We start from the raw sequence: 13572 nt of genomic DNA, 5'->3' as shown, positions 1-13572 counted from the left end.
TTGAAAATTGAAAAAAATTAACTGAAAGAAAATGGATGATTAATAAAGCCATTCTCTATTTCCGATATTTGTTGATAATCCGAAAAATATAAATTGATTCCAGTCATGAGCATACCCATCAAAAGGTCCCTCGTTATATGGGCTTAAATTTATTTTCTGAAAACTTATAAAATCAAATCTAAAACCAAAATTAAATGCTAACATCCATTTGGGATTAAGTATATAACCTAAAGAAAGTTCTAATGAAGTAATTTTATATTTTTGTCCTTGTAATAATGTGTTATTAAATTCATGTTTGTTATCATTATAGGATCTGTAAATATCAAATCCCATATTTAAAGAGTTGTAATCGGCACCATAAACATATTTTTTTAAAATGGAATTAATTTGCCACCTGTCTAATCGATAACGAATATTAGCAATCCCCTCAACGAAGTTAGCCCCTAGTGGATGTGCAAGTGGTTGTGAGTAATTTCCATTGTTCTCCATATAACTTCCATGTGAATAGGTAAATGGTCTAACAACGTTTACTTCTCCCATGGCATATAAATTTTCGACACCAAATAGTCGGTATGTTTTTATACCTGCTTGAATTCCATATTTATTTCCCCACCAGCCTCTTTTAGCTTTTAACTCGGATAGTTTAAACTCGTCTAAAAGAAACTGACCATACAGATGAGTAGTTTTAAATATTCTTAACCTGCCACCAAAACCCATTATTACATTATCTGGAGAACCCAAAGAAAATTCAACAGGACGGTAAAAAATAATTGGATTAAGATAATTTACATCAAATCCTCTATTTCCCAGTGAATCTTTTCCTCGCCATATTACTGTTTCAAACATATTGAAATTAAGACGTTTCCCAATATTCCAACTTAAAATATGTGATGCTGAATATTTTTTAGCTTTAAAGTCTGTTGCAGAAAGTGAGTCTTTTTCATTCAGGGAAGAATAAAGAATAGTGTATTTAACTTTCCAGATATCAACAGTACCTTTAAAAAACGGATATGCATTTGAATTATCTGAAACAAAAAGCGAACGATAGCCGTCGCCAAAAAAAACTTTATCACGACCAACTTGTAAATTCATGAAATCGGCAACCTGCCATGATAAATATCCTGTAAGATTTAAATATGAATATGAACTGGTAGAAGAATCTAAATTAGCTTTACCAAAATGAGGTAAAAAAACATCATCGTATGAAATGTATTTTCCTTTGTATTTAGGCTGTGTATAAATAAATGTTCCTGTAAAATTTGCAGAGAGGTTTTTACCAAACCAGGTTAAAGCAGTTAATCCGTTTTCTGTAAAAAAACCATCTTTTAGTTTTGAAACATCTGTTAAAACAGGATTAATGTAAAAACCATATTTGGGACTACCCTCAGGATTTAAATCTTTATCAAATGACAGCTTATTAAAAAAAATAAAATCTTTATCAAACAACCATTTTTTCTTATCTTTAACAGAAAAGCAAGAATCAATAAGATTACGGAAATTAATAATATCCAATTGTAATGGTTTTATCAGGCTATGATTTTGTGGATTTGATAAATAATTTTCTTCAATGCACTTTGGCAGATTATCATCAATTGGTAAATTAAATGTTTGAGCAAAAGAGTAAAATGTTGACAGCCAACAAAAAATGAAAATTGAATATAGTCTTGTGAGTTTCATTAATGCAAATATAGGAAAAGACATTATGTCTTCATTACACTAAAAAAGTTTTATTACTTTGCATTATGATTTTTGTAACAGGTGGAACTGGATTTTTAGGCGCACATTTGCTTGCTAAACTAGCTGGTGAAGGGGTGCCAATACGTGCACTTAAACGCAGAAATAGTTCTACCGTTTATTTAAAAAAGATTTTAGCAAAAAAAGGCTATCCTGATTTTTATGATAAAATTGAATGGATTGAAGGAGATATGCTTGATTATGAATTACTGTTAGAAAATTTAAAAGATGTCTCGCATGTAATCCATGCTGCTGCTATTGTTTCATTTAATAAAAAGGATTTTAAACTTGTTACTAATGGTAACATTAACGGAACATCTAATTTGGTTGATGCGGCTCTCTCAAATAATGTGAAGCGTTTTTGTCATATTTCTTCAATAGCGGCACTTGGTGGAAACGAAAACGGAAATTTAATTGATGAAAATACAGAATGGCGTAACGACAAAGAAAATTCTGCATACTCTATTGCAAAGTATTATTCGGAATTACAGGCATGGCGCGGACATTCAGAAGGGATGGAATTGGTAGTGGTAAATCCATCAGTAATTATTGGAAGTGGAAACTGGAAAACAGATATCTCTGCGCTCTTTACAAAAGTAAATAACGGGTTAAAATATTATACATCCGGAAGTACAGGCTTTGTTGATGTTAATGATGTTGCAGATATTGTTATTAAACTTGCATTGCATTCTAATATTAATGGTGAGCGTTTTGTTATAAATGCAGAGAATCTTTCTTATAGGGAAATACTTAACTTGATAGCAAAATCACTTAACAAAGAATTACCCAGAAAAGAAGTTGGAGAAAAAACTCTAAATCTTGTTTATAAATTATCAACTATTGCATCGTTTTTTAATAATAAAAAGTCATTAATTTCTCGCGATATGGCGAGAATAGCATCATCAAAACTTTCTTATTCAAACAAGAAAATCTGCGATTTGTTATCTTATAATTTTAAGACAATTAATGAAACTATTCGCGAAATGACAATTGATTTCTTAGCTGAGAATAAAAAATAGAATTAGAAACTTCACAAAAACTCAATATTAAATTAGCTGAATTATTATTGCTTATTTTTAAATGTAGAGTACTTTGTTATATTTCAATTGTGGGTTTTATAATGTTCACTTTTTTTAATTATTAAAATTTTGTAAAAATATTCAGATGTTAAAACATGTTATATAGCATGTTTTTAATGTTCGTAAATAATTTGATTAAAACAGTAATATTTTATTACATTTATTACTTAAATATAATTACTTAAAAATGAAAAAGCGATTTTTGTTTTTATATCTCACAACTATTTCCGTTGTTTTTATTATTTCGGGATTTTCACTGTATTTAAAATATAACGATAGTGTAAATGATGCAAAAGCCCGAATTCAAATTTCGCTTGATAACAGAGTTTCAATAATTGAGTCAATTTTTCATAATAATAAGGATGTCGAAAAAACGATACATATTATTGAAGAGTCAATTTTATATAAGGAAACACCAGTAAACAGACCAGTTGAATATACTTATGGTTATATTGAAAATGACAGCATTCATTTTTTAAAGGGACTAAAAAAAGTAAAGAATCAAAAGAAATTTACATTACCAATAGGTTCTGAAAAGGCTATTCCTATGCAACTTGCTCTTTCTGGAAAAAATGGTTTAGTAAAAAGTGAGGATTATATGGGCGATAAGGTTTTTGCTGCTTATCATTATATTCCCGAATTAAAGTTAGGAGTGGTGGCAAAAATTGAACAAAGTGAAATTAATCAATCTTATTTAGAAATTATTATTATTACAATTATTATAGGATTGATAATGGTTTTATTATCTTCTTTTATAATAAGTAAAATTACAATCAGAATAGATAAAGAATTAATTGCAAGTGAAGAGAAATACAGAAAGATTTTTAATAATGCAAATGACGGAATATTTCTTTCAGATATAAATGGTAATTATATAGATGTTAATGAAACTGCTTGTAATATGGTTGGATATTCAAAAGCAGAATTAATAACAATGAATATTAATCAGATTATTTCACAGTCAAGTATTAAAAAACAAGCAATAAAAATAAATGATATAAAAATTGGAAAAAGCATAGTAATTGAAAGGGAATTTATTTGTAAGGATGGATCTTTTTGTAATGTAGAAATTAGTGGTAATATGTTACCAGACGGAAATATTTTAGCTATTGTTAGAAATATTGACGAAAGATTGAAATACGAGATAAAACTTAAAACCCAGAATGAAGAAATACAAACTCAGAACGAAGAGATATGCCAACAAAATGAAGAATATCGACAATTAAATGAAGAATTATTTCGTAGTGATGAAAGATACAGAAGTTTAATCGCTCATCTTGAAGCCGGAGTTGTTGTTCATTCTGCTGATACTTCAATAATAAATAATAACCAAAGAGCCTCGTTTTTATTAGGCCTAAGCGAAGAACAAATGAAGGGGAAATTAGCCATAGATCCCCGATGGAAATTTATCAATGAAAATAAATTGCCTTTAACATTAGAAGAATACCCTGTTAATAGGGTTATTTCTACACAAAAACCATTTAAAGAAATTATTCTTGGTGTTTACCGACCTGAAAGTAATGATGTTGTTTGGTTAACTGTTAATGGTTTTCCAGTTTTTAATGAATTAAATCAATTAACAGAAGCTGTTATTAGCTTTATTGATATAACTGATCGGAAAATAAGTGAAATTAAATTAAAAGAAAAGTCAGAAGAAATTGAAACACAAAATGAAGAATACAAACAGATAAATGAAGAATATAAACAAATAAATGAAGAATTATATTTAGCAAAACAAAGAGCAGAAGAAGGTGAGAAGCTTAAATCTGCTTTTCTAGCAAATATGAGCCACGAAATTCGTACGCCAATGAATGGAATTGTTGGTTTTGCCGAACTTCTAAATAACCCTAATTTAACTGTCCAGAAAAGAAAAGAATTTACATCTATAATAATTGAACGTTCTAATCAACTTTTGAGTATTGTTAACGACATTCTTGATATTTCCAAAATTGAAGCTGGTTTGGTTACTGTTAAAAATGAATGTGTAGCAATTAATTCATTGATTTCGGAATTGTGGGTGTTTTATAAAAATCAAATTAAATTAAAAGAAATTCATTTTGATAAAAAGTTTGGAATAGATGATTTACAAGCATGTATTTCGGTAGATAGAACAAAGATTACTCAAGTACTAAATAATTTATTAAATAATGCTTTAAAATTTACAAAGCAAGGTCATATTATTTTGGGCTATGAAATAAAAGATAATATGCTTGAGTTTTATGTTGAAGATACAGGAATAGGAATTTCTGCTGAGAACAGAGATCATATATTTGAAAGGTTTAGGCAAGTTGAACTTGAACTAACAAAGAATTATGGAGGAACAGGTTTAGGATTATCTATATCAAAGGAACTTATAGAGATGATGGGAGGAAAGATATGGATAGAATCAGAACTTGGAAAAGGAACTAAAGTATTTTTTACTATACCATATTTACAATTAAATAACGAACCTGAATTTATTCCAGACTCTTTACAGAATACTATTGAAAAAGATATCGAAGGAAAGTCAATTCTTATAGTAGATGATGATGATATAAATATGCAGTATTTAAAAGAATTGGTGTCGATACTTAATATTAAGGTATATGAAGCAACAAACGGACTGGAGGCAGTTGAACAGTTTAAAAATAACAGAAATATTTCACTTGTTCTAATGGATTTAAAAATGCCAATTATGAATGGTATAGATGCTACAAAGCTTATTAAATCATTAAATAGTTCTACAAAAGTTGTGGCTCAAACTGCATATGCTATGGCTTCTGAAAAAGAAATGGCACTAAAAGAGGGTTGTGATGATTATATATCCAAGCCATTAAATAAAGCAGTTTTAATAGATTTAATAAAAAAATATTTATAAAAAACCAAAAAGCCGTTCAAAATTTCTTTATTGGTAGATGCGTACTCACTTGTGTTTTGATTGCCTTCATTATTCTAAATCTATGGTCTGCGTCTCACATGCCACTGTAAATGCAGATGGTGGATCAAGTCCGCTATGACAAAAAAACACTAAAACGTTATTTAGTGTGGCTAATAATATATGTTGGAATAAAATAAAAAAGGTCGCTTAAAAAACGACCTTTAAAGTATATTGTTATAATAAATTATTTTATTCCGAATTCTTTTTTTAATGGCGCAACAAAGTCAAGTTTTTCCCAACCAAAGAATTCAATTTCCTTAATAGTTTTCTTGGTACTGTTTCTACCGCCTAATTCAACTTTTTTCTTATAAGGATCGCGACCGAAATGACCATAAGATGCAGTTGGTTCAAAAATAGGATTCTTTAATCCGAATCTTTTTACAATAGCATAAGGACGCATATCATAAATTTTAGCAATGCGTGATGCAATTTCACCATCTGTCATTACCTTACCTTTATTATCTTTTATTTTTGCAGTACCATATGTGTTTACATAAAAACCAACCGGTTGAGCAACTCCGATTGCATAAGCAACCTGTACAAGAATTTCGTCAGCTACACCTGCTGCTACCATGTTTTTTGCTATATGACGGGCAGCGTAAGCTGCAGAACGGTCAACTTTTGATGAATCTTTTCCTGAAAAAGCTCCACCACCGTGAGCACCGCGACCACCATATGTGTCAACAATAATTTTACGACCAGTTAAACCGGTATCACCATGAGGTCCGCCAATAATAAATTTACCTGTTGGATTAACAAATAATTTATAATCTTTAAAAAGTTTTTTTACTCTTTCAGGAAGATTTTTAATAGTACGGGGTAAAAGAATATTTTTAACATCATCATGAATAGCTTTTTGCATGGCTACTTCAGCATCTTTTAATGCTTTAGGAGTATTGTTTTTTGGAAGAATAAATTCATCATGTTGTGTTGAAATAACAATTGTATCTATTCTTAATGGTTTACCATTGTTATCATACTCAACAGTTACCTGTGATTTTGCATCAGGACGTAAGTATTTCATTTTTTTTCCTTCACGACGAATATCCGCTAAATCCTGTAATAGAATATGTGCTATTTCAATTGTCATTGGCATATAATTATCCATTTCGCGACAAGCGAAACCAAACATCATTCCCTGATCGCCGGCACCTTGTTCTTCAGGTTTTTCGCGAACAACACCCTGACGAATATCGCCAGATTGCTCGTGAATACTGTTAATAACACCACAGGAATTTCCGTCAAACATATAATCTGCTTTTGTATAACCTATGCGATTAATTACTCTGCGGGCAACTTCCTGAACATCAATATATCCTTCGGTTCTAACTTCGCCGGCTAAAACTGCAAGACCTGTTGTTACTAGTGTTTCGCAAGCAACTTTTGATTCTGAGTCTGCACTTAAAAATGCGTCAAGTAATGCGTCTGAAATCTGATCTGATACTTTATCTGGATGTCCTTCTGAAACTGATTCTGATGTGAATAAATAGCTCATAATTATTTATTTAATTGTGGTTTTAAAATTAAGAAATGGAGATTGTCTCCAAAAATTAAAGTGCAAAGCTAATGATTGGCTGAAATATTACAAAAAAAACTATTGAAATACATTTAATAAGATTAAAATAAGTTTTAAAAACTATATCTAAAAAGCCCATCCTGCATTAAATCCAAGCAATATTTTAACAGGATAATCTGAATAAAATGGAATGTCGTCTTTTTTCATAAGGCTGGTTGTATTATTAAAATGCTCCTGCCATATATTATTTCTATATCCCAAACCAATAAAAGGATCGAAGGCAAGATTCTTTTTAATAATCTGTATCCCGAATTTTAAACTATAATTAGTATAAGTTATTGCGTAATACTCGTCTTGAAGTACATTGCTTTTATTAGTGATTTTAACGTGAGCATATGAAAATACAGGAGCTAAATAAATTCCTCTGGGTGCATTTATCCCGTCTCTTCGCTTTACAAGATAATACTTATATTCAGCCTGAAATCTATAACCTCTGATTTTTAAGTTTACCGGAGGTGAAACGGAAGCTTCGGCAAGTACTTCCATAAAACCTTTGGCTAAATATGAACATGAAATTTGTATTGCACCCCTTTCTGATGTAACATGTTCATAAGCTAATCTATATTCAGATGCAAATGGAATAGGACCCTGAATAATTGTAAATGGATTTGTTTTTAGAATATTTCTTTTTGCTTCTAATCTTTTAGCATAAGTCGAATCAGGATAAAACTGTGCAAGTGCTAAATGCGAAAAACAAAGAATAAAAACTGATAATATTATTTTGTTTATATTCATTTGTTAAATGTTAAATCTGGCTATGGGTGCAAAATCATGTGAAGCAAAAAGTTTTTGTTGAAATTTATAATATCCAGTAATTGCAATCATAGCGGCATTATCAGTTGTAAATGCAAAAGGAGGAATATGTATTTTCCAGTTATTTTTTGCTGCTAATTCTGAAAATTGTTTACGAACTGCAGAATTTGCAGAAACTCCACCGGATAATGTGATTTCATTTATGCCGGTTTCTTTAACAGCTTTTATTACTTTTTCAATTAATATATCAACAATAGTTTGTTGTAATGAAGCACACAAATTATTTTTTTCCTGATTAATAAACTCCGGATTCTTTTCCATTTCGTCTCTTAAAAAATATAGGAAAGAAGTTTTTAATCCGCTAAAGCTGAAATTTAAATCAGGGATTCTTGGTTTTGCAAATTTGAATTTTTTAGAATCTCCGGTAGATGCATGCTTATCAATTAATGGACCTCCTGGATAAGGTAATCCAAGTACTTTAGCAGTTTTGTCAAATGCTTCACCGGCAGCATCATCTATTGTATTTCCAATAACTTCCATTTTTAATGGAGCATTAACTCGAATTATTTGTGTATGTCCACCAGATATTAGCAAACAAAGGTGAGGAAAACCAGGAAGTTCTTTAGTGTTTTTCGGGTCGTTAATAAAATGAGATAAAACATGACCCTGCAAATGATTAATATCTATTAATGGTTTTCCTAACGAGAGTGAAAGTCCTTTTGCAAATGAAGTTCCAACAAGTAATGATCCCAATAAACCCGGACCTCTAGTAAAGCTAATTGCAGAAATTTCTTCTTTTTTTATTCCAGCGAGTTTTATAGCTTTTTCAACTACAGGAATAATGTTAATCTGATGAGATCTTGATGCTAATTCGGGTACAACACCGCCGTAATCCTTATGTACATCCTGGTTTGCAATTACATTTGATAATAAGTATCCGTCGCGGATTACAGCTGCCGATGTATCATCACATGAAGACTCTATTCCAAGTATAGTGGTTAACTCTGTCAATTTTTATAACTTTGAGGCAATAAATTATTTGCAAAATTATCAAAAAAAGGAACATACCGCTTTTATTATTGCTAGCTTTTTTAAGGTTGGTACTAATTACGTACATTATTTTTGAAAGTCCATATATACAAACAATAATTACAAAGCGTGTCGCATCTTATTTGTCAGATAAATTAAAAACTGAAGTTTCTATTGGTGGTGTTGACATTTCATTGTTTAATAGTGTTATTTTAGAAGAAGTATTGGTACGTGACCAATTAAAGGACACCTTATTATATGTAAACAATATAAAAGTAACAATTAGAGACATTAATTTTTCAGAGAGAACAATTGATCTTAACAGAATAGTGTTAGATAAACCAACAGTTAATCTTTTTCTTGATTCGTTAAGAAATATGAATTATAGTTTTATTATTAAAGCTTTTAGTGGTGAGAAAGATACTACAGCTTCATTACCATGGGCATTAACTGTAAGAGGTGTTGATATTAAAGACGCTAATTTCTCTTATAAAAAATATGATGCAGTTCCGCAACCAACAGGTATGAATTATAGTGATATTGATGTTTCAAGGTTAAATGTTGGTATTAGAAATGTAAGAATGATGGGCGATTCTTTAAAATTAAATTTAGTAAATCTTGATGGAAGAGAAAAGTGCGGAATAAATTTAAAGAATATGAGTGCCGAAGTATTGATTGATACTAATGGAATTGTATTTACAAATGCACTTATTAATACCAGCTCGAGCAGAATTTCTGCAAAAAAGTTGGCTTTTTTAATGAAATCTGTTGATGACTTATCCGAATTCGTTACAAATGTTAAAATAAATGCAGATATAAATCATTCACTAGTTGGAGTAAGCGATATTGCATATTTTTCTTCAGCCTTATGGGGACTACATGAAAAAGTAATTTTTACGGGTAAAATAAAAGGAACTGTTTCTGATTTTAAAGCAAAAAATGTAAGAATACAATATGCCGATAATACATATATCTCTGGAAATTTTACTGTTACTGGTCTTCCTGTTGTTAACGAAACATTTATGATTTTAGAACTCTCTGAATTATCAACAGATGCAAATGATATTCAAAAAATTCCTATTCCTCCTTTCACAAAAAATTTTACAGTTAAATTGCCTGTAGAGGTTGAGCGTCTTGGACGAATTTATTATAAAGGACAGCTTACAGGATATACAAATGATTTTGTTGCCTATGGTGATTTAAAAACCGGAATGGGAAATTTAAATACTGATATTTCAATTAAGCAAGATACACTAACAGGTTATACAAATTTTAATGGTCATTTAATTTCTGAAAAATTTGATCTTGGGAGTGTTGTTAATTTAAAAAATACCGTAGGTAAAATCAGTCTTGATGCTAAGGTAGATGGAAGAAGTAAAGGTAAGAAAGTAAATGCAAAAATTGAGGGATTGGTTAAAGATATCGAATTTAAAGATTATACATACCAGAATGTTAAAATTGAAGGGGAGCTTTCTGAAAGTGCTTTTGAAGGCTCTTTATTAGTTAATGATCCAAATTTAGCTTTAGACTTTTTAGGGAAAATTGATTATTCTGAAAAAATTCCGATGTTTAATTTTACTGCTGATGTCGGCAGAATTCGATTAGGCAAGTTGAAGTTAATAAATTATGATTCACTGGCAACATTATCATTTTTATTAAGCGCTAGATTTAGTGGAGATAATCCTGATAATCTTTTAGGAAAAATAGAGCTGTTTAATTTAAAATATAAATCTTCTGTTATTAATGAATCTTTTGGAAATGTTACTTTGATATCAGAAAAAAATGCAAGTGGTAACAACATTACATTAAATTCTGAAATTATTGATGCTACATTAACTGGTAATGTTCATTTTTCAAGTATCATGTATTCATTGGATAAGGTTATTAATAGTTATATTCCTTCAGTTAGAATATATACTCCAGATCCTGTCGACAAAAAGGCAAAAGAACCACCTTATGAAAATATTTTTGATTTAAATGTTGAATTTAACAATACCGATAGTTTGCTTAAAGAGTTTGCTCCAGGATTATTAATTGAAAAGAAAACAAGAATTGTAACAAAGTTCAGTTCAGTTAACAAAAATTTAAACATTAGTGTACAAAACGGAAATATTTCGTATTCCGGAATTACAGCAGAAAAACCTGAAGTTAAATTTTATACCGAGAATGGAACGTTGTTATTTGATTGTAAAACAAAAAATCTCGGACTGGCTGAAAATCTGAATATGAGAAATCTCGATTTACAGGGGTTTACAAAAAATAATTTAGGTGAAATTGCTTTTACATGGAACAATCCTGATACAGTTATTTATAAAGGTGATGTTAGTCTTTCTTTCAGATTGCAAAATTCTGAAGGGAAAAAATGGCCATCTTTAATGGTAGAATCAAATCCTTCAATGATTGTTTTTTCAAATATGGATTGGTATATTAATGATGCAAAAGTAGAAATTTCAGATTCTTTAATAAGTATAAAACAACTTACAATAAATCATGAATCACAGTATATTTTCGCAAATGGTAACATTAGTAAAAAACTAACTGATACATTAACAGTTTTGTTAAATCAGATCGATCTGGCTAATTCTAACTTGTTTTTAGCTAAATCAGGGGTTGATTTGAATGGTATTATCAGCGGGGAATCTCATTTTTCAGGATTGCTCGGAAAATCAAAAATATTTGCAAGTATAAATGTCGAAGATTTAAAAGTTAATAATGAGGATTTAGGAAATGCATTTATAAACAGCGAATGGGATGATTTATCTGATAATATTAAAATATCAGGTAACACAAAGCGTGGAAATATTAAAACAATTGATTTTGATGGAAAGTATTATACAGATGGAAAAATTGATTTTCACGTTGTTCTAGATAAGTTAAGAATAGGAATCGCCGAGCCATATATTCATGATATATTGAGCGATTTAAAAGGAATTGCCAGTGGTGATTTAACTGTTACAGGCAATATCTCAAAGCCGGTAATTAATGGATTAATGAAGTTGCAGAAAGCTTCATTTATGGTAACATACTTGCAAACACGTTATAACTTAACAACAGATGTAACAGTTACTCCAACTTCGTTTGATTTTAAAAATGTTGATATTTTTGATGCAGATGGAAATAAAGCTGTTTTAAACGGAGGCATAAAACATAATAATTTTTCTGATTTGAAATTTAATCTGGGATTTGTTACAGATAAATTTATGATGTTAAACACTACTGAAAAAGATAATGAGTTGTTTTATGGTAAAGCATATGCTTCAGGTGTTGTTGATATATCTGGAAGTCCCGAGAATTTGTCAATAGATGTTACTGCAAAAACAGAAAAGGATACAAAAATCTTTATTCCTCTTTCAAGTGGTTCTGAGGTATCTGAAAATAACTTTATAAGATATGTAAGCTCTGAAAAAGATTCTGTAAAAATTAACACCGAGCAAAAAGTCGACGTTTCAGGAATAAAAATGAATTTTGATATTCAGGCAACTCCGGATGCTGAGGTGCAAATAATTTTTGATTCAAAAATGGGTGATGTTATCAAAGGTAGAGGTAATGGAAATTTAAGACTGGAAATTACTCCTACCGGTGATTTTAATATGTTCGGTGATTATACTATTGAGAGTGGGGATTATTTGTTTACACTGCAAAATGTTATAAATAAAAAATTCAACGTCGAAAAAGGAGGAACTATTAGCTGGAATGGAAATCCATATATGGCAATTCTTGACATTACCGCTATTTATCGCTTAAAAGCAAGTTTATATGATTTAATGTTAGATTCAACATATAAGCAAAGGGTGCCTGTTGAATGCGTGTTAAATATGCGAAATAGCCTGATGAAGCCTGATTTTTTGTTCAGTATTAAATTGCCAGAAGGAGATAGTAAGCCAAATAGTGTGATTAGCAGTTTATCAAATGAAGATATTAATAAACAAATTATTTCATTGCTTGTTCTAAGTCGCTTTGTTACTCCTGAAAGTTTCAGGGGTGGTCAACAAACTGCCGAAACAAGAAGCGGAAATGCAGTAGGAATGAATTCTTCAGAACTATTGTCCAATCAGCTTAGTCAGTGGCTTTCTCAAATTTCAAAAGATTTTGATATTGGTGTGAATTACCGTCCCGGTGATGAGCTTACGCATGATGAGGTAGAGCTTGCTTTAAGTACACAGATTTTTAATGATAGAGTAACCTTAAACGGTAACGTTGGAGTGGGGGGTAACCAGGCAACTCAATCAAGCAATTTTGTTGGTGATTTTGAAGTTGATGTCAAAATTAATAAGTCGGGAAAGTTAATGGTAAAAGGTTTTAACCGCTCAAATACTGATATAATAAATGATACCAGTCCTTATACTCAGGGTTTAGGATTGTTTTATAAAGAAGATTTTGATTCATTTGGCGAATTACTAAGACGATACTGGAAATCGGTTTTTACAAGAAAGAAAGAAGAAGAAATAAGTAATCAGCCAAAAGATAAATAGCATATAATCAGG

The 13572-nt window shown here is 30.3% G+C and carries 7 protein-coding genes; 3 read left to right on the top strand and 4 right to left on the bottom strand.

Translation table 11 applies throughout. The features are described 5' to 3' along the window. Positions 1 to 39: 39 nt before the first annotated feature. Positions 40 to 1677, bottom strand: coding sequence for a hypothetical protein (locus HY951_19360; GenBank protein MBI5542224.1), 1638 nt, complete (start codon positions 1675 to 1677; stop codon positions 40 to 42). Between the two features lie 65 nt (positions 1678 to 1742). Between HY951_19360 and HY951_19355 the strand changes: the two genes are divergently transcribed. Together HY951_19355 and HY951_19350 are read left to right on the top strand one after the other, a co-directional pair. Further along, positions 1743 to 2753 (top strand): NAD-dependent epimerase/dehydratase family protein, encoded by a 1011-nt coding sequence (locus tag HY951_19355; protein MBI5542223.1) that lies wholly within the window; start codon positions 1743 to 1745, stop codon positions 2751 to 2753. 247 nt (positions 2754 to 3000) lie between these two features. Next, on the top strand, positions 3001 to 5670 hold the full coding sequence (locus HY951_19350; protein MBI5542222.1) for a PAS domain S-box protein: 2670 nt from the start codon (positions 3001 to 3003) through the stop codon (positions 5668 to 5670). A 244-nt stretch (positions 5671 to 5914) separates the two neighbouring features. On the opposite strand, the gene HY951_19345 is transcribed toward HY951_19350, so the two are convergent. The 3 genes from HY951_19345 to tsaD all read right to left on the bottom strand — a co-directional run bounded on the left by HY951_19345 (position 5915) and on the right by tsaD (position 9070). Beyond that, entirely contained in the window at positions 5915 to 7225 is a 1311-nt protein-coding gene (locus tag HY951_19345; GenBank protein ID MBI5542221.1) for a methionine adenosyltransferase, read from the bottom strand. Between the two features lie 147 nt (positions 7226 to 7372). Further along, positions 7373 to 8041 carry a hypothetical protein gene (locus HY951_19340; GenBank protein MBI5542220.1) on the bottom strand — a complete coding sequence of 223 codons (669 nt, stop codon included), beginning with the start codon at positions 8039 to 8041 and terminating at the stop codon, positions 7373 to 7375. 3 nt (positions 8042 to 8044) lie between these two features. Continuing rightward, positions 8045 to 9070 (bottom strand): tRNA (adenosine(37)-N6)-threonylcarbamoyltransferase complex transferase subunit TsaD, encoded by a 1026-nt coding sequence (gene tsaD, locus HY951_19335; GenBank protein ID MBI5542219.1) that lies wholly within the window; start codon positions 9068 to 9070, stop codon positions 8045 to 8047. A gap of 86 nt (positions 9071 to 9156) precedes the next feature. Between tsaD and HY951_19330 the strand changes: the two genes are divergently transcribed. After that, positions 9157 to 13560 carry a translocation/assembly module TamB gene (locus tag HY951_19330; protein MBI5542218.1) on the top strand — a complete coding sequence of 1468 codons (4404 nt, stop codon included), beginning with the start codon at positions 9157 to 9159 and terminating at the stop codon, positions 13558 to 13560. Positions 13561 to 13572 lie beyond the last annotated feature (12 nt).

This window comes from Bacteroidia bacterium (assembly GCA_016218155.1).
GTDB lineage: Bacteria > Bacteroidota > Bacteroidia > Bacteroidales > GWA2-32-17 > GWA2-32-17.
This window is presented reverse-complemented; position numbering and strand designations above follow the sequence as displayed.